Source organism: Paenibacillus sp. SAFN-054 (assembly GCF_051966755.1).
In the GTDB taxonomy this organism is placed as follows: Bacteria; Bacillota; Bacilli; order Paenibacillales; family Paenibacillaceae; genus Paenibacillus_AQ.
The window spans coordinates 585,231-602,962 of record NZ_JBQCKS010000001.1 but is presented as its reverse complement, the minus strand read 5'-3'; the positions used below and the strand labels follow the sequence as shown (position 1 = coordinate 602,962).

Here is a 17,732-nt window from a genome sequence, read left to right as displayed (position 1 = left end):
TCATGCAGCACTTCCCTTGACCTGCGGCCGCTGAACAGCCCCGTTACAATACACTAGAGTTATTTGGCGTAAGCTTCCTTCAATTTTGTCATCCAAGCCTCTTCAAATGCGTCGCTGACTCCCCAGCCTGGCAGCACCGCTGCAAGATTAACCATGTTGATGCTTTCCGCAGCGCTCTTCAGTTTGTCCTGCGTAATGAGTGTGGCAGCAAGGTCATAGGTTTGCGGAACGTCTTCGCCGGCGATTTTCTTCGCGAGCATGCGAACGTCAACCTGTCCGATCACCTTCGGATCCACCGCTGCGGTGGACACCCACGGACTCTTGTCTTCCTGTATCATCTGCAGGTCGGCATTGGAAACGTCGATGCCGTAAATTTTGATCTCGTCTCGCCCAGCTTCTTTGACTGCGCGCGCAGCGCCGATGGCAAAAGCATCCCAGGTAGCGAAGATCGCGCTGATTTCACCTTTTTTATGTTTGGTAAGCATCGCCGAAACGGCGTTTTGCGTTTGTACGGAAACATCCCCCGACGCGATTCCGAAGCGTTCAACTTCCTTAATCCCGGAATTTGCTGCCAGGAAATCCTTGTAAACGGCCATACGTCTCACCATCGGCGGGAAACCGTCCACCCACAAATAGATGATATTGCCCTGGCCTTTCAGTTCTTCATTCATTTGCGTCAAAGCCAGCTTCGCCAAGTTCTCGTCATCCTGGGAAGTCAGCGTAACGCCGTCCACGTTTTTCAGGTCGGGATTGGAATCAAATGCGACGACAGGAATGCCTTTCGCCGTAATTTTCTTCACGTCCTCCACGGTTGCCGCATCATCGCCATGAGAGATAATAAATCCGTCGTAGTCTTTTTCGAGAGCCTGCGAGATCGCATCATGGAACTTGGCCGTATCCCCGTTAGCCGAGAAGGTATCCACGGTAAATCCCATCGATGTTCCCTCCTGCTTCGCACCAGCCAAAAACTGTGCCGTGTGGTCATCGCCGCCGATCTTGCGTACGACCATGATTTTCACTTGATCGTCCTTGGCAATTTTGTCAGGTACGCCTTCTACCGTTTTTTTCTCTGGCTTGCTTTCGCTTCCCCCGCTAGAGCATCCGGTCGCCAGCACCGCCACAGCAAATAAGCTGATCAGCAGCTTGCTAAACGTCTTTTTCTTCATGTCCACCACCCCTTCGTCAAATCAACATCCGCTTACTCTCTATATGAATCTGTAAGAATAGCAGCCAAGCTTGTTAGCATTTTAGCATCGCACTGTATAATATACAATACAAAATTCACGCAGTTCTTTCTTATTTTAAAGATTATCAAGATGAAATCGGCGTTTCATTTAAAATAAAATGCTAATAATAGACTAAATCACGAACATTTGTGGAAATGTTATTACCATTCGTTCACTACACTTCAAAAAATCTAGCAAACATTATTACTATTTATGTAACATTATGCATTTATATTAAAAAAGCACATCCTCCCTATAGGGATGAATGTGCTTGTGGTATCACCCTGTTATTCTCGCAGCAAGGACGAATGGATCAACTCGTGCAGAGCAGCATATCATGCAGCATAACGGGCTTCTCCCGGCCGAAAGGTCCGAATCCGCAGATTCTTTCATCCGACAGCTCGCAAGGGCAATGCAGCTCTGGCATTCTTGGTCCGCTTTTCATGATGTATGGCAAACCCGAAGGTTTGTTTTTCCATACATTACAGGATAACAAGGTTTAATGTCAAGTATTCAGCTATGAATAATTTATTTTATTGCAGCTTCTGTAAAAGCTGTACCCGGTACGCTTCGCTCTCGAGCGATTGAATCTCTTTATATTCTGCGTCAGTCAGGGCTTTGGGAGTCCCAACGGCCTTTGCGGCAAGATAGATTTTAGCGCTTTCTTCCACAACCTCGGTACGGTAATAAGCTTCACGCAGGTTTTTGCCTGTGGTCACCAGCCCGTGGTTTTCGAGCAAAATTGAATTGAATTGTCCGACTTTGGCAGCGACCGCATCTGCGAGCAAATCCGTCGTTGGCAGCACGTACGGGACGAAGGTCACTTCGCCAACGAGCGCAGCCTGATCCGGGAACAGCATCGGAAGTTCCTGAGCGACAAGTGTCAGAGCAATGCAATAAGCCGGATGCGTATGCACGATCGCCTGGATGTCAGGATTTTCGCGGTAAGCGTATAAGTGCATCAGCACTTCGGAGGATGGACGGACTTCGTTATCGAGCACCTTGCCGGATTCGATCTCCACCCGGATCCATTGATGCGGTTCGATATCCTCCAGCGCGAAACCGCTTGGAGACAGCAGCATAATATCGCCTGCTTTGGCGCTGATATTGCCTCCCGGTCCGACAACAAGCCCTTTGGCTACCGTTCTGCGGGCATATAGCGTCAATTCCTCACGTACTTTTTGTTCCAGTAATTCAGTCATCTCCCATGCACTCTCCTATCCTGTGATTGCCAGCGGTATGAACCGAACCATAGCCGCGTTAACCTTTCGTTTTCTGAAGCACGAGCAGCCGGTAAAAACGCTGGTAGCGTTCTTCCCATTCGTCCGCATCCTGAGGGACATAAATTTCCGGGGGAAAGGATTGACGGACCACTTCGCGAATGTCAGCCTGATCGCTGACTTCCCCATGCGCCTTCGCCTGCATCATCAAGTTCCCGATCGAAGTCGCCTCCACGGGACCCGCGATAACGGTACGGCCCGTGACATTAGCGGTCAACTGGCAGAGCAGGCTGTTCTGTATGCCACCGCCGACCATATGAATATGCTCCAGTCGTTCCCCTGTCAGCTCTTCAATTTCGCTCAAGGTCTGTCTGTATTTAAAGGCAAGGCTTTCGAGTATGCAGCGAACGATTTCCGGACGGGACTGTGGCACCGCCTGGCCGCTTGCCCGGCAGTATTCCCGGATGCGCTCCGGCATGTTGCCGGGCGGCAGGAACACGGCATCTCCGGCATCCACGTAGCTTGCATTACGCGGGGCATGCTCCGCCATTTCCGTCAGTTCCGAATAACCCAGCTGCGTTCCTTCCATCGCCCAGCTGCGCCGGCACTCCTGCAGCAGCCAGAGTCCCATAATATTTTTGAGCATGCGCGTTTTTCCTTCGGCGCTTCCCTCATTGCTGAAGAGAAGCTCCCGGCTGCGCTCGGTCAGAATCGGCTCGTCAAGCTCGATGCCCATCAGCGACCAAGTGCCGCTGCTGATAAAGGCATATCGGCCGGATGTCGCCGGAATGGACGCGACGGCAGCTGCCGTATCATGTCCTGAAGCTGCGATGACTGGCATCGCGTCCACAGACAGCTCTTCGCGGATATCCGTCCGCAGTGCACCAAGACGCGTTCCCGGCATGATGACCGGGTTAAACAGCGATGCAGGAATCGAGAGCGCCTCGATCACCGGCAGGCTCCATTCCCGCTTGACCGGATCCAGCAGACCGCTTGTGCTGGCGATCGTGTATTCGCTGGCCATGTCTCCGGACAAATAATAATGAAACAAATCCGGCATGAGCAGCATCCGCAGATCATCCGCATTTTGGTTCAGCCGCAGCTGCTCATCGGCGAATAATTGATATACCGTATTGATGCTGGACGATTGCACGCCCGTTATGGCATACAAGCTTGCTTCCGGTATCAGCTTCAAGGCTTCACGCATCGCAGGCTCAGACCGTAAGTCACGGTAATGGTAAGGATTGCCGACCAGCCGCCCCTTCGGATCCACCAGGCCGTAATCCACACCCCACGTATCCACGGCAATTGAGGCAGGGGAAGCACCAAGCTGCTGCCTGGCCTTCATGATCCCCCGCTTCAGCTCGTGAAATAACCGAAGAAAATCCCAATGGAGCCTCTCTCCGAGCTGAACCGGCTCGTTATCGAAACGATGAACCTCCTGAATGGACAACCGCTCGCCGTCAAAATTGCCGATAACCGCTCTGCCGCTGCTCGCGCCAAAATCCACCGCCATCATCCGCAATGATTCTGTACTCAAGTCACTCACCCCATCTATGCCGTTTAAGCCCTACTTGTACAGTGGTCCGAAGTTCTTGCACGCACGGTAATCCGCGCCCTCCGGGTCGTTTGTTCCGAACAGTCCCCAGGCTCTAGGACGGAAGATCTCTTCCTCATTCACGTTATGCATGCTGACCGGTATGCGGAGTATGGAAGCCAGCGTGATCAAGTCGGCGCCGATATGGCCGTAGCTGATCGAGCCGTGGTTGGCTCCCCAGTTATCCATGACGGAATACACATCCTTGAACGAACCCTCTCCCGTCAAATTCGGCGCGAACCAGGTCGTCGGCCAAGTCGGATCCGTACGCTTATCCAGCTTGTCATGAACCTCTTCCGGCAGCTCGACCGTAAAGCCTTCGGCAATTTGCAGCACCGGTCCAAGGCCTTTCACCAAGTTGAGTCGCGACATCGTTACCGGCATGCCGCCGCGTGTCAGGAAGTCGGACGAGAAGCCGCCTCCGCGGAAATATTCCACCGCGGCCGGACGCCAGGAGGTTGCTTTCAAGCAGTTGTCCCGATCTTCCTCCGTGATCTCCCAGAAAGGCTTCATGACTGGCTTGCCGTCCTTCATTTGCTCGCCGGTGCCGTCGAGGGCCGCAGGGCCGGAGTTGATCAGATGCAGCAATCCATTCTGTCCGAGACCCGTCAATTCGTAGCCCGTCACGCGCTTCACCGCATCCGGACTCCAGTATGTACGGACATCGGCAAAAATTTGGGCCGTGTTCGTGAGCAGGTTGCCGAACAGCATCGATACGCCGTTCAGGCTGTCGTTCTCGGTCGCAACCAAGTAAGGCGCGCGGATTCCGTTCCAATCGAAGGAGGAATTCAGGATCGCTTCATGGAAGTCGCCGTTCGGGAAGTGGTCCGTCCATTGGCGCTGCCCTTGGAAACCGGATACGATCGCGTTATGACCCATCGCCTCTTCCGCAAAGCCGAGCTCTTCCAGACGCTCATTGCCCACCATCAGATCCCGGACGATTTGCGTCATTTTGACAACCATTTCCCAGTCCTTGTCTTTTTTCTCGCGGGACGTTTGGATGCTTTCCGGATTGTTGTCCGGTCCCTCGACGCAGTTTTCTTTCACCCAGGCCAATGCCAGTTTATATTCTTCCGGATCATAGATTTCCTCTTCGACGCGGCGCGTAATTTCCGACATGTCGACGTATTCGTTCCGCATGCCCAGGTATTCCTGGAAGAAATCCGGATCGATCATCGAGCCTGCAATCCCCATGGATACCGAGCCGATCGCCAGATACGATTTGCCCTTCATCAGAGCTGCAGCCATACCTGCCTTGGCAAAACGGAGAAGCTTCTCCTGTACATCTTCCGGAATGGACGGATCATTCAGGTCCTGCACGTCCCGGCCGTAAATGCCGAAAGCCGGAAGGCCCTTCTGCGCATGTGCCGACAATACGGCTGCCAAATAAACGGCGCCTGGTCTTTCGGTACCGTTAAAGCCCCATACGGCTTTCGGTATCGCCGGATCCATGTCCATCGTTTCGGTGCCGTAGCACCAGCAAGGAGTTACGGTAATGGACACGCCAACCCCCGCTTTCGCGAATTTGTCGGCGCAGGCGGCCGCCTCGGCTACGCCGCCGATGCATGTATCCGCGATAACGCACTCCACCTCGGAGCCATCCGGATAGCGCAGGTTCTCGCTGAGAAAAGACGAAACCGACTTCGCCAGGTTCATGGTCATATCCTCAAGCGACTCGCGGACACCCTTCCTTCTTCCGTCTATCGTCGGACGAATACCGATTTTAGGAAAATCCTGCTTCCATCTTGCATCTTTTGTGGTCATCTGCTTCTTCCTCCTCAGGGATTAAAATTCAATGAATATCATGCCTATAACATTTAGGGTTATCGATAACCCTACTGCTAAAAAAGAATGCAGCCGTCATTTATGCTGAGAGAAATTACCTGTGCCTGGTTTTTTCTTAATCATTACAATAAAATGGGCTGCATGGATATCCGTGGTCTTTTCGGAGTTACCTGTTGTATAATGAGTTATCGATAACTTTAAAATAGCAATGAAAACGCTTGCTGTCAATCCGTATTTTCTATGAGAATCGGAACTTGGCCGATATATAATCTGAAGTCATCTGATCAGGTGAAGCAACTAAAGAATGTTTGAGGTCATCTCCTGTTATTGAACCCTTTCAAGGGAACTTGATGAACTTTTGTTTTATTTTATGTAGAAGAAGGAGTTACATATGGTTACCATTTATGATATTGCGGCGAAGGCCAATGTGTCCGCGATGACCGTGTCGAAAGTCATCAACAATACCGGACGAATCAGCGAACAGACGCGAAAACGCGTCAAAAAGGTTATGGAGGAATTAAACTACATACCGAACTCCAATGCGCGCAGCCTGGTGCTGCAGCAGACGCAAATCTTGTCCCTACTCATCACGGATATCACCAACCCGTTCTACACCAGTCTGGCCCGCGGTGCGGAAGACAGCGCCAAAAAGCTTGGCTACCGCCTCCTGTTCGGAAACAGCGACGAGGATTACGACAAGGAGCAGGACTATGTGGACATGATTCTGTCCACCCGCGTGGACGGGGTATTATTCGCTCCGGCAGGCGACCATTCCCTGAAGCATCTCGAGAAGCTTCGTGCCCACAATATCCCATTCGTCATCATGGACAGGGCGGTTCCCGGCATCGAATCGGATATCGTCTCCGGAGACAGCAAGCAGGGTGCGCGCAATCTCGTCGATTATTTGATCGGCCTCGGGCATCGCCGCATTGCGCTTGTCAACGGTTCTTTGGACGTATCCACCGCCCGGCTGCGCTACCAGGGATATGCCGAAGCATTGCAGCTCCATGGAATCGAGCTTGATGATCAGCTTGTCGTTCATAAAAGCTACCGTGATTACAAGGATGAAGATCAGCTCAGCCGCCTGCTTGAATTGACAGCACCGCCGACGGCCATTTTCGCGGCCAACAACTTTCTGGCGGTCGGCGTCATTAACGCGCTGAGGGAACGCGGACTTCGCGTACCGGAGGACATGTCCGTCGTCTGCTTTGACGATTTGGACCTCTCCTCCGCCCTCGATCCGTTTCTCACGGTAGCCGCTCAGCCGGCATACCAGTTTGGCGCCATGGGTATTCAGCTGCTGGTTGAACGCATTCAAGGCAGCGCCGTACCCGACGCCCGAAAAGTCATTTTGCCGTCCGAGCTCATCATCCGTTCTTCAGCCAAGACAATTGCAGAATAATTGGGTACAATATGAGGAGCGCTTGATGAAGAAGGTGAAGTTCCATTCAGTCCAAGAAAATTACGAAAAACATACTGACTCCCGCCAAAATTTTGGTGATCGGCTTTTTGCTGATTATTACGCTCGGAACGTTCCTGCTGTCCCTGCCCATCTCCTCTGTGAGCGGCGACCGGATTCCGTTCTTAAACGCTTTGTTTACGGCGACCTCCGCCACCTGTGTCACAGGACTCACGGTTTTGGATACCGGAACGGCGTTCTCCACTTTTGGACAAGCCGTGATAATCATGCTGGTCCAGATCGGCGGAATCGGCTTTATGACCATGGCCACCCTGATTGCGCTTGTGCTGAATAAGCGGATTTCCTTAAGGGAAAGGCTGATTTTGCAGGAAGCCCTCAACCATGGCACGATCGAGGGAGTGGTGCGGCTGGTCAAGAAGGTCATACTGTATTCTCTGCTCGTAGAGCTGGCTGGCGCGCTCCTGCTCGCTGTCCATTTCTATTTCTCACTCCAGCTGTCGCTGGGCAGGGCTGTCTATTTCGGCATTTTCCACAGCATCTCCATGTTTAACAATGCCGGATTTGATCTGATGGGAACCGTAAACGGCCCCTTCAGCGGAATGGTACCTTTCGTCAATGATCCCTATATCAACATCGTGATGATGGGCCTTATTTTTCTGGGCGGCATCGGCTTTATCGTATTATCGGATATCATAGATTTCCCGAAGACACGCAAACTGTCGCTTCACAGTAAGGTTGTTCTGACCGCAACGCTGCTGCTCGTGGGCATTGGTACGATCGTCATTCTGGTCATGGAGTTCAGCAATCCGAATACGCTTAAACCGCTGCATGGCGGAGGGAAATTCCTAGCCTCCATGTTCCAGTCGGTAACGACCCGCTCCGGCGGCGTGGCGACTCTGGATATCGGTCTGTTCCGTCAATCGACGCAGTTCATGCTGATCCTGCTGATGTTCACCGGGGCTGCGCCGGGCTCGACCGGCGGCGGCATCAAAATAACGACCTTTGTCCTTCTGCTCGGCGCTGTGCTTGCCATGATCCGCGGCCGTGATGATGTGGTGCTGTTCCGGAAAAGAATTGCCAAGGATGTCGTCTACAAAGCGATCACGCTGACGCTGCTGTCGCTGCTTCTCATCATTTTGTTCTCCATGCTGCTGTCCGTTACCGAGCATCAGGACTTTATGACCATCCTGTTTGAATCCACCTCGGCTTTCGGAACGACCGGTCTTTCAATGGGCATGACGACGCACTTGTCTCCACTGGGCAAGGTCTGGATCATCTGTCTGATGTTTTTTGGGCGGATCGGCCCGCTTACGCTCGTGTACGCGCTGTCCAGAGACCGTAAGAAGGATTTGTACAACTACCCTGAAGGCCGGATTATTATCGGCTGAACACAAAAAGAGTCCGCTCCTTGCCGTTTATTCGGCAGTCGGGCTCTTTTTGTTATGCGGGTCCATCGTTTGCGTATCGGTTTCAGAGCTGCCCTTATTCCCTTTCTTGGTTTGAAGCTTGCTCACCAGCAGTAAGATGAGCGGGATCAGCAAAGCTGGAATAAAAGCAAACATCGTATATACAAAGCCGAGGAAATATTCCATTTCCGCCGGATTGTCGAACACCCATTTCGACATGGGAAGCAGCAGGAACAGGAAGGGGATGATGGAGTACTTGTAGGCGGTCAGCTTGAACAGCTCGAGCGCCGAGATCGTCAGCGCATAGAAACAAAGGGTGATTTTGACAAACGTCGTACTCATCCAGATGATGCCGACCAGCGCCTCTACCCGTTCAAATATCCGTTCGACCCGGATTTCCTTGGCCAGATCGTACACGGGGTATGTGGCACGCATCGTTTCATCGATCCCCAGCACCGCAATGGTGTACAGCGAGATCAGGACCAGCGTAAACGGCGCCGCTGCGCTCGCGATATAGAAATAGGTTCTCGTTTTTTCCTTGTCGACGATAAATCGCACCAGCATCAGGACCACAATGGAATCCATCGTGGGAAAACCGATAATGGGATACACCCCTTTGATGGCAGGCATAACACCCTCCGGAAAAATCGGCAAAAGGTTGCTCAATTCAACCTTTGGTATGAGAAGCATGGAAGAGAGAATGAACACAATTACCGCTATGGGCAGCAAAATTTCCGTCATTCTGCCGATCACGCCCAGGCCCAGGAACACGCCATACACGACAGGGAGCATGAACACAATGCTGATTACATCGAGTGGAGTTCTCGGCAAAATGACTGAGCTGAAGAAGCCGCTGATATTCCGTAATATGAAAGCGTCGAGAATCAAGAAAAAAAGCAAATAAACCAGACCGACCAGCCATCCCGCCTTCTTCCCTAAAATGCGCTGACTATACTCCATGACGGTCTCATCGGGGTATTTCAGTGCCAGCTTCATATATAGCCACGCGAAGCCGAGCTGGATAAAGATGGACAGAATCATGGAGAACCACTCGTCCGATTTGGCTATCATGGCTATCGTATGCGGCTGTATAATCGCTGCCGTCCCCAGAATGTACATGTACATCATGATGGCAAATTGAGTCGAGGTGATTTTAGCTTTATCCATTGTCCGTCCCTTTCATCATCCATCTCGCGAGCGGTTTATATAGAGGCTTCAGAGGCCACTCGATTAAATGCGTTAACGTCGAAATGGGCGCTTCGAATAACACCAGCAAGTAAAGCACCAATCCGGCTGCAAGAACCACCGTCGCGACAAGGACGTCACGTGTCATGCCTTGCCTTCTCAAATAATTGGCCTGAATGATGCCTGTCAACAATCCCGCAAAGACGATTCCGATCCATGAGTTCACGCGTCCACCTCTGAATGCATTCTTCGCTACTCCTTTTTAAGATATCAGAAAGTATAAAATTTGAAGCTAGACCTTCCTGATATCGCAAGTCGATAGACGTGTTTCTTATTTTTCGCCGATATAGCTTCTCGTACGGATTCCCGTTCCAACGATGTCTACAGTGACCTGAACCCGGGTTGGTATTTCGGGATAAATGGCGTCCCAATGGCCTTTGTTTCGGGTCCAGTACTTCGGGCTGGATTGGTACACGTATTTGGCATACCCGGCTGCATCGCTGTTCATCTCCTGGAGCTTCGACATGCTCTTCAGAATCCGCTTGCGCTGATACTTCTCAGCTTCACGTTCCAGCCAGCGAATCTGCTTTTCATCCTGGAGTTGAATGATCGCGTTGTTATTTTCAAGCACAAAGGCTTTATGCTCGACGTTGATAAAGATGACCGGTTTATTATGGTAAAAACCAGCCTTCACTTTCGTCTGGTTATGGACGGGGGATACGGATACCCTGCCGTTCTCTCCTACCGGGATTTCGATAACCATTCGATCCAGCTTGTTCCGGACAATCGTTAACCCCTTGGATTCATCTCTATTCAAAAAGCCGGAGAGCTTTCCATTCTGGAAAACAGCCATGGAACTCATGCGCAGATAATTCTCAGGCTCGATCTGATCCGTATTGGATTTCTTCTGGGCTTCGGTCGCGTCTCCGATCAGCTCAATGCTCGGTATGGCCGGATCCCCCTTGTCACTATGCAGCAAATCTATGAATTCTCTGGCCTGGACCGGATAAATCGCGCCTACGCGTTGATGATACGTTTTGATCATGCCGTAAATTTGCTGTACCGGAATCTTTTCCATGGAGGTGACCGTTTTTAAGATATCTTCGGCGGTATCATGCTTCGCAACCAACATGTCGAAATCCGTCCGAATTTCCGGGTCCCTGTCCACCAGGTCAAACAGATCCTTAACCCCCTTTCTCGCCTGCTCCTCTCCAATGATCATTACTTGATTATGGGAGAAGTAGATTCTTCTCGGGGATAGCACAGTCATATTATGGAAAGCTTCCAGCAGCGTTTGGCCGGTTCCCGTGTAATTGGTCACCGGTATGCCCTCTTTCCCTCCGCCGCTTTGCGAGTCGGATACCTGATTGGGCACAACGACTTGTATCGTAACCCGAATGTTATCATCATTCTTCGGGTCTGTATCCACTCCGATGGCGACGACGATCGCCAGATCATCCAGGTACTTGCTGTCCCAGCAGCCGCTCAACGTCAGCATCAAGAGCAGGCATATACCCAGCAGCCATAATCGCTTTTGCATGATGTATCACTCCTTGCCGCCCGTGGTGGACGGATTTGACCCCTGACTGCCCTCATTGGAATGGGAGGATTCCTCTGCATGAGCAGGGGAACCGGCTGAATTTCCGGTTTCGGAATCATTGTTCTGTTTATTGGATGGATGCGGCTTTAGCCGGACCGGATTGTTTTTACTCAGCATTTTTGGTCTTGTCCTCATGACCTTCATCGGCACACGAAGCAGCGTGTCTTTCATATCCGAAAGAATCGCAGGCCCGTATGGCGCCATGTAAGGAACATTCATCGATTTAAGACTGCACATGTGAAGCAGCATGATGAGCAGCAGACAAGCCATGCCGTATATGCCCATAAAAGACGAAGCGAACAAAAATAAAAAACGCAGCATTCTGGCGGTAATTCCAATGTTATAGGCCGGTGAGACGAAGCTCGCAATGGCCGTAAGGGAAACCACGATGACCACCGCGGGAGATACGATCCCGGCTTCTACGGCTGCTTGGCCGAGCACGAGACCCCCGACGATCGATATCGTATTCCCGACGCTTCGCGGCATACGGACGCCAGCTTCACGCAAAATTTCGAACACCGTCTCCATGATGATCGCCTCGACAAAAGCAGGAAACGGAACGCCCTCCCGCTGGACCGCCAGCTTGAGAAGCCATGGCGTCGGTATCATCTCTTGGTGAAAGGTGATAATCGCAACGTACAGGGAGGGCAAAAGAAGGCCGATGAAGAATGAAAGAAAGCGCAGCAGCCGAATCAGGCTGCCAACATCGAAGCGGTTGTAATAATCCTCCGCCGCTTGAAAAAACATGTTGAACGTACTCGGCACGACCAGCGAAAACGGAGTCCCGTCCACCAAAATCGCCACCCTGCCTTCCAGCAGGTTGGCTGCGATGACGTCCGGGCGTTCGCTGTGATATACCGTTGGAAACAGCGTGAAATTGGTATCCTCAATCAGTTCTTCGATATACCCGGATTCGAGAATGCCGTCGATATCAATATGGGAGAGCCGCTTACGGACCTCATCCACGATCTCCTCGCTGACGATTCCCTTAATATACATCACACCGATATCGGTTTTCGTCACTCGGCCGATCTTCATCTCTTCTAGCCAGAGATTCGGACTCTTAATCTTTCGGCGCAGAAGGGAAGTGTTCGTGCGAATCGATTCCGTAAATCCTTCGCGCGGCCCGCGGATAACGGTCTGAGAGGAGGGTTCCGTGACGGATCGCCTTTCTCCCCCTTGGGTCCCCGCGATAATCACTTCATCGCTGCCATTCAGGAAAAGGATCGTATCTCCGCTCAGCAGATGCATATAAACTTCTTTCCATTCGGAGGATTTGTTGATTTGGCCGACGGAAAAGGCTTGATGCTTGAAGACCCTCCCCAGTTCATCAAGGCCGGGTTTATTCACAGAATCAGAGATGCTGCTGGTCTCATCCAGGACCGTTTGGATCGTGAATTCCGAAACAGCCGTATTATCTACGAGGCCTTCAATATACACAAACGCCATCTGGAGCTCCAGCCGCTCCGTTTCGAGCTGGCGGATAATTAAATCCTGGCTGTTCCCCATATCGTCCTGGATTTTTTGCAGATTCTCCTTCATGTCAGCCGACAGGGAGCCGTTCATCGCTTCTTGCATCGGCTCCGCTTTCGGATTCGCATCTTGTTGTCTTTTGGTTCCGAAGCTGATTTTGCCGGACATGTGTCTGCACCCCTGCTGTTTGATGAGTTCATTATTACCATTTTTAATCCGATTCATCCAGTTGCAGGAAACCAAAAAAATGACGGGAAGCCTGCGCTCCCCGCCCGTACGAATGTGACACCTCTTAAATAGAACTTGTAAAAAATATGACTTCCCGCTTACTCCTTCCAGAGCTTGGTAAACAAGCCCTGCTTCCGTCCCACAAGCCCCTTTTCCAAAGCATATCGTGTCAGCTGCACCCGGTTTTCCAGATGAAGCTTCTGCAAAATGTTCTTCAAATGATTCTTGACCGTTTGATCCGAGATGTGCAGTTCAGCCGCGATTTCTTTATTGGTCAGGCCGGATGCAACCCAGTTTAGGATTTCCCGTTCCCGGTTGGTCAGGGTCTCATGGTGCTCCGGACTTTTCGATGCGAGCGGGAATTCTCTGAGAATTTGCGTAGCCAGCTCACGGCTCAAAGGAGCCTCGTCACTCATGATGGCACGAAGATATTCGATCCAGGTCGACGGTGACAAATTTTTGAGAAGGTAGCCCTGCGCTCCCTGTTTAAGTGCTTCGAACAGATGGGATGCATCATCAGAAACGGTGATAATGACGATTTTGACATACGGATACTGCAGCTTGATCTGGCGAGTGGCTTCAAGCCCTCCGATACCCTGCATCTGGATATCCATTAATATCAGGTCCGGCATCAGGGTTTCGGTCATGGTTACTGCCTCTTCACCGCTTCTGGCCTGACCGATGATCTCGAACAGATCGTCTGCGGCCAATATTTCATTAACAGCCTCGCGAGCATGCGCGGAATCATCAGCAATCAGGACACGGTATCTTTCCACGTCTATCCATCCCCTTTCCGGATTTCGACCCTGCTTCCTTGCTCCAGGGAAATAAAGTTAACCTGCCAATCCAGCTCTTCTGCCCGTTCCTTCATAATCCGAAGCCCATACCGGTCCTGCATGCGAAACGGATCTTCTGACGTACCTCTTCCATTGTCATCAATGCGCACGATCCACGAGTTCCCCTCCGCATGTCCCGTGATCTTTACCTGATTCGCCTGTGCGTGCTTCTGGATATTGAGGAGCGCTTCGCGGATACACGCGAGCAGCTCTACCTTTTCTTTGGCTGTAAAGCCTGTATCCGGAATGGTCCAAGCAAGGACCGGTTCGATAAAGGCTTCGCTGGCCGTGTGCTCGATTCTTGATTTGATGGAATCCTCGTACTCCTTTTCATCGCCTTGCGAAGGAAACCTCAAGTTGGCAATGGCTTGTCTGACATACCGGTTCACCTCATGCACCAGCTTGCGCATTTCCTCCAGATAAGACTCTCCCTGTGCACTCTTTTGCTGTGCTTCTGCACGATCCATTTTTACGGAGAGAAGGAACAGAGACTGTGCGATTCCATCATGAAGCTCGCGTGCCAGCATATCCCTCGCTGCCAGCGCCGCATTCTCCGCCCGTTCCCGGTTCAGCTCCTCCTGCACCTGCTCCAACCGGTGAAAAAGCTGGCTGAGCAAGGTCATACTGATCAGAAACACGAACACCGGCGTTAAAAAGTTGCCTGCTTCCATCGATAGATATGGCATCAACAGCGTATGGCGCACATATTCCCACAGGCCTACCGTCAAGGTCGGCACGATTAAGATCATCCATTTGATCTGCTTATAAGACATTGACATGCGTGTATCCCTCCGAAATCGCCTTTCGTTCCTGAACATTGTAGCATGAAGCCGGGAAAAATGCCTGCGATAGGCAGGCTATGTATGTTTACTCAAGCTCCGTCGCATACTACCAACGGACTTTACGGACGGACCCATGTACCATTTCATGCAAGATGGAGGTTGAATAATGCATATTTACCTAAGACGTACTCTGCTGGCAGCTTGCGCAGGATGGCTAGTGGCGGCTTCGGCTGCTTCAGCTTCCTCTGCCGCTCCTTCAGGAAATAAAGGACGTGAATACTATGAACAGCGCGGAGACGTCATCTGGGAAATACCTAATAAGGAAAAAATTATTGCCTTGACCTTTGACGACGGCCCGGATCCGGAAGAAACGACGCATATTCTGGATCTGCTCAAGCAATATGACGCCAAGGCAACCTTTTTCGTCGTCGGCAAACAGGTGGAGAAAAACCCGGATCTGGCCAAAAGAATCGCTGCAGAAGGCCATGAGCTTGGCAATCACACCTATGATCATGCGTATTTTAACCGCAGAAGCTCGGTCGACAGCATCACAAGCCAGCTCAGCCGGACACAGGATGCCATTTTTAATGCAACAGGAAAAAGGTCTTATCTCTTCCGTCCCCCTGGGGGCTATTACAGCGACCGGATGATTGAGACCTGCAAAAAAGAAGGTTATTTGGTGGTCATGTGGTCTTGGCATCAGGATACTTGGGATTGGAACCGGCCCGGAGTCGGCAAAATCGTCAAAAAAGTACTGGGGAACGCCCGCAACGGCGACATCGTGCTGATGCATGATCACGTGGAGGGGAAATCGCAAACCATCGATGCTTTAAAAGAAATACTGCCCGAGTTAGCCAAAAGAGGCTACCGTTTCGTCACCGTCTCCGAGCTTGCGCAGTACAACATTCCTTGATCCGACCGTCGCGGACTGCCGGAGAGTGTAAATACGGAGATAAGCGTAAAGAGCAGAACGTATCCGGCCATCCACAAATAGGTTTGGGCAAAGCCGATATGATCATAAAGTCTTCCGGCAAGCGGAGACAGGATGGAACCTCCGAGAGCGCCGGTAAATTGATAGCCCACAAGATAAAGGGTAGATGCAACCCGCAAGTCAAAGTTCACGCGGATGTATTTGAAGATGGAAATGACCATGACCGGAAGCTCCAAAGCCTGGATGATCTTTGTCGCTCCTACCTCCAGCGGTCCGTCGGCAATGCCGGATACCGAAATTCGGATGAACATCAGCAATCCGCCAAGCAGCAGGCCCCTTTTGGGGCCTATTTTATTGATCAGGGCCGGTGCCAGAAACATGCACAGCGCTTCCGCGAATACCTGGACGCTGTTCAGGTAGCCATACATGCGGTTACCTGCTTCGCTCGTCTCGAAGAGGGAGGAGAAGTACACCGGAAATTGCTGATCGTATACCGGGACCAGGCACATCACCCCAACGATGTAGAGTATGAACGCCCAAAACCTCGGATTCTGAACAAGCCGTTTCATATCCGAGAAGCGGAAGGGCTCTGGAGATTTGGAAGCCTCATCGCCCCCTTCTTCCGGCACCGTCCCTTGCGCAGGAAGTTTTGTGCGGATCAGCAGAATCGCGAGTACCGAGGCCGTTGCGGTGCAAATCCAGAAATTCCAGTTCGGATTCAGATTGAAGGTCTGGCCTGCAAAAAAGGTAGCCACCGCCCATCCCAGCGAACCAAACATCCTTGCCTTTCCATATTCGAAGGCTCTCAGTCTGCTGATCTTCTCGATAAAGGATTCCATCGCGGCGTTGCCGGAACTGAAGGTTGCCCCCATGTAGATGCTGCCTGCAAAAGCGCCAAGCCATAGATTGCTGTGCAGGAGCGGGCCATATACAAATTGAAAATAAGGCCCTGCGAGTACGAGCAACCCGATAATGACAGACAGCAGATGCTTGCGCAGGCCGATTTTATCGGAGACGTAGCCGTAGAGCAGATGAAAGCAAAGCGTTCCCAGCGAATTGATCGCAAAAACGACACCTTTTTCGGTACCGTCCAGCCCGACCGCCTGTCCAAGCCAAATCCCGAACAATGACATGACGGACGAAAAGCCGAAAAAATGAACAAAGAAAAACAAGCTGAAAGTCCAATACGCTCGGTTCCATCTCATATGCCGCGCTCCGTTCATTCCTGAATGTTGCTCCTATTATAACGGAGGCGGGGCTATATGGATATAGCTGCTTTCAAAGCGGTATACGTCAGGTTTGCCCCAAAAAATTTCCTGTAGATTCACCTACTGTTATGTTAAAGTTGTGAAAAAGTTCGTTTTATGCGCGATTCGGCCATATAGTAATAACAAGACCAATCGAGGCATCCGAAAACGCGTTGGACATTATTAAGGAGGTACATATGATGAGTTCTGATTTACGTTATCCGATTGGAGAATTCACGGCATCTGACGCGATCAGTCCGGCCGACCGCAGCTATTGGATCGACCAACTCCGCGCGCTTCCAAGCCAAGTCAGGGATGCTGCCGGCAACCTGTCCGAGGAACAGCTGGATACACCCTACCGCCCCGGAGGGTGGACCGTACGCCAAGTCATCCATCACTTGGCAGACAGTCACATGAACGCGCTGCTGCGGATCAAGCTGGCGCTGACCGAAGATGAACCCGTCATCAAGCCGTACGAAGAGGCCTTATGGGCAGAGCTTCCCGATTCCCTGACCCCGGCTCCGGAGGTTTCACTCAAGATGCTGGATGGCATCCACGCCCGCATGGTCCTGCTATTCAGAAACTTCAAGCCGAGCGATTGGGAACGTGCGTATGTGCATCCGGTGAACGGAAAAACGAGACTGGATCGCCATCTCGGACTCTATGCATGGCACGGTCGCCATCATCTCGCCCATATCACGTCGCTCAGCCGCCGGATGGACTGGTAATCGTTTCGTTCCCGCCTGTGAGGGTTAACTTGTGGTTAACTATGGGAATTTCAGATCAGGGGTATGCT

Annotated in this window: 16 protein-coding genes; 4 read left to right on the top strand and 12 right to left on the bottom strand. The window is 51.5% G+C overall.

Going from position 1 to position 17,732, the window contains the following annotated elements; all coding sequences use genetic code 11:
• Positions 1-59: 59 nt before the first annotated feature.
• The 5 genes from ACTHPM_RS02965 to ACTHPM_RS02945 form a co-directional block, all read right to left on the bottom strand.
• The gene (locus ACTHPM_RS02965) at positions 60-1,166 is read right to left on the bottom strand and encodes a sugar ABC transporter substrate-binding protein (RefSeq protein ID WP_440393688.1); all 1,107 of its coding nucleotides are present in this window, start codon (positions 1,164-1,166) and stop codon (positions 60-62) included.
• Positions 1,167-1,539: 373 nt separating this feature from the next.
• Complete coding sequence (locus ACTHPM_RS02960) at positions 1,540-1,671, bottom strand: hypothetical protein (protein ID WP_440421429.1); 132 nt, start codon at positions 1,669-1,671, stop codon at positions 1,540-1,542.
• Positions 1,672-1,759: 88 nt separating this feature from the next.
• Entirely contained in the window at positions 1,760-2,428 is a 669-nt protein-coding gene (locus ACTHPM_RS02955) for a class II aldolase/adducin family protein (protein WP_440393687.1), read from the bottom strand.
• A gap of 58 nt (positions 2,429-2,486) precedes the next feature.
• Positions 2,487-3,986, bottom strand: a complete 1,500-nt coding sequence (locus tag ACTHPM_RS02950) for a rhamnulokinase (protein ID WP_440393686.1) — start codon at positions 3,984-3,986, stop codon at positions 2,487-2,489.
• A gap of 30 nt (positions 3,987-4,016) precedes the next feature.
• Positions 4,017-5,807 carry an L-fucose isomerase gene (locus ACTHPM_RS02945; protein WP_440393685.1) on the bottom strand — a complete coding sequence of 597 codons (1,791 nt, stop codon included), beginning with the start codon at positions 5,805-5,807 and terminating at the stop codon, positions 4,017-4,019.
• Positions 5,808-6,219: 412 nt separating this feature from the next.
• Here ACTHPM_RS02945 and ACTHPM_RS02940 point away from each other — a divergent pair, with 412 nt between their 5' ends.
• Positions 6,220-7,230 (top strand): LacI family DNA-binding transcriptional regulator, encoded by a 1,011-nt coding sequence (locus ACTHPM_RS02940; RefSeq protein ID WP_440393684.1) that lies wholly within the window; start codon positions 6,220-6,222, stop codon positions 7,228-7,230.
• Positions 7,231-7,325: 95 nt separating this feature from the next.
• Entirely contained in the window at positions 7,326-8,636 is a 1,311-nt protein-coding gene (locus tag ACTHPM_RS02935; RefSeq protein ID WP_440393683.1) for a TrkH family potassium uptake protein, read from the top strand.
• Between the two features lie 27 nt (positions 8,637-8,663).
• Here the strand turns inward: ACTHPM_RS02935 and ACTHPM_RS02930 are convergent, their stop codons facing one another.
• The 6 genes from ACTHPM_RS02930 to ACTHPM_RS02905 all read right to left on the bottom strand — a co-directional run bounded on the left by ACTHPM_RS02930 (position 8,664) and on the right by ACTHPM_RS02905 (position 14,755).
• Positions 8,664-9,821, bottom strand: a complete 1,158-nt coding sequence (locus tag ACTHPM_RS02930) for a GerAB/ArcD/ProY family transporter (protein ID WP_440393682.1) — start codon at positions 9,819-9,821, stop codon at positions 8,664-8,666.
• The gene (locus ACTHPM_RS02925) at positions 9,814-10,065 is read right to left on the bottom strand and encodes a hypothetical protein (protein WP_440393681.1); all 252 of its coding nucleotides are present in this window, start codon (positions 10,063-10,065) and stop codon (positions 9,814-9,816) included. Before ACTHPM_RS02925 ends, ACTHPM_RS02930 begins: the two co-directional genes overlap by 8 nt.
• 105 nt (positions 10,066-10,170) lie before the next feature.
• Positions 10,171-11,379 (bottom strand): Ger(x)C family spore germination protein, encoded by a 1,209-nt coding sequence (locus ACTHPM_RS02920; RefSeq protein ID WP_440393680.1) that lies wholly within the window; start codon positions 11,377-11,379, stop codon positions 10,171-10,173.
• Positions 11,380-11,385: 6 nt separating this feature from the next.
• Positions 11,386-13,080 (bottom strand): spore germination protein, encoded by a 1,695-nt coding sequence (locus ACTHPM_RS02915; RefSeq protein ID WP_440393679.1) that lies wholly within the window; start codon positions 13,078-13,080, stop codon positions 11,386-11,388.
• A gap of 158 nt (positions 13,081-13,238) precedes the next feature.
• Positions 13,239-13,916 carry a response regulator gene (locus ACTHPM_RS02910; protein ID WP_440393678.1) on the bottom strand — a complete coding sequence of 226 codons (678 nt, stop codon included), beginning with the start codon at positions 13,914-13,916 and terminating at the stop codon, positions 13,239-13,241.
• A gap of 2 nt (positions 13,917-13,918) precedes the next feature.
• Positions 13,919-14,755 carry a sensor histidine kinase gene (locus ACTHPM_RS02905; RefSeq protein ID WP_440393677.1) on the bottom strand — a complete coding sequence of 279 codons (837 nt, stop codon included), beginning with the start codon at positions 14,753-14,755 and terminating at the stop codon, positions 13,919-13,921.
• A gap of 169 nt (positions 14,756-14,924) precedes the next feature.
• On the opposite strand from ACTHPM_RS02905, the gene ACTHPM_RS02900 reads away from it, so the two are divergent.
• Entirely contained in the window at positions 14,925-15,671 is a 747-nt protein-coding gene (locus tag ACTHPM_RS02900; RefSeq protein WP_440393676.1) for a polysaccharide deacetylase family protein, read from the top strand.
• Here the strand turns inward: ACTHPM_RS02900 and ACTHPM_RS02895 are convergent.
• Positions 15,623-16,894, bottom strand: coding sequence for an oligosaccharide MFS transporter (locus ACTHPM_RS02895; RefSeq protein WP_440393675.1), 1,272 nt, complete (start codon positions 16,892-16,894; stop codon positions 15,623-15,625). The two genes, ACTHPM_RS02900 and ACTHPM_RS02895, sit on opposite strands and share 49 nt — an antisense overlap.
• Before the next feature lie 242 nt (positions 16,895-17,136).
• Between ACTHPM_RS02895 and ACTHPM_RS02890 the strand changes: the two genes are divergently transcribed.
• A complete protein-coding gene (locus ACTHPM_RS02890) occupies positions 17,137-17,664 on the top strand; it encodes a YfiT family bacillithiol transferase (protein WP_440393674.1) in 528 nt (175 codons plus the stop codon).
• The last annotated feature ends 68 nt before the right edge of the window (positions 17,665-17,732 follow it).

Bases quoted from the DNA above. Each gene is read 5' to 3' on its own strand.
- ACTHPM_RS02930 (WP_440393682.1), bottom strand. From the start codon at position 9,821: ATGGATAAAGCTAAAATCACCTCGACTCAATTTGCCATCATGATGTAC.
- ACTHPM_RS02920 (WP_440393680.1), bottom strand. From the start codon at position 11,379: ATGCAAAAGCGATTATGGCTGCTGGGTATATGCCTGCTCTTGATGCTG.
- ACTHPM_RS02945 (WP_440393685.1), bottom strand. From the start codon at position 5,807: ATGACCACAAAAGATGCAAGATGGAAGCAGGATTTTCCTAAAATCGGT.
- ACTHPM_RS02915 (WP_440393679.1), bottom strand. From the start codon at position 13,080: ATGTCCGGCAAAATCAGCTTCGGAACCAAAAGACAACAAGATGCGAAT.
- ACTHPM_RS02940 (WP_440393684.1), top strand. From the start codon at position 6,220: ATGGTTACCATTTATGATATTGCGGCGAAGGCCAATGTGTCCGCGATG.
- ACTHPM_RS02900 (WP_440393676.1), top strand. From the start codon at position 14,925: ATGCATATTTACCTAAGACGTACTCTGCTGGCAGCTTGCGCAGGATGG.
- ACTHPM_RS02955 (WP_440393687.1), bottom strand. From the start codon at position 2,428: ATGACTGAATTACTGGAACAAAAAGTACGTGAGGAATTGACGCTATAT.
- ACTHPM_RS02890 (WP_440393674.1), top strand. From the start codon at position 17,137: ATGAGTTCTGATTTACGTTATCCGATTGGAGAATTCACGGCATCTGAC.
- ACTHPM_RS02895 (WP_440393675.1), bottom strand. From the start codon at position 16,894: ATGAGATGGAACCGAGCGTATTGGACTTTCAGCTTGTTTTTCTTTGTT.
- ACTHPM_RS02905 (WP_440393677.1), bottom strand. From the start codon at position 14,755: ATGTCAATGTCTTATAAGCAGATCAAATGGATGATCTTAATCGTGCCG.
- ACTHPM_RS02965 (WP_440393688.1), bottom strand. From the start codon at position 1,166: ATGAAGAAAAAGACGTTTAGCAAGCTGCTGATCAGCTTATTTGCTGTG.
- ACTHPM_RS02960 (WP_440421429.1), bottom strand. From the start codon at position 1,671: ATGAAAAGCGGACCAAGAATGCCAGAGCTGCATTGCCCTTGCGAGCTG.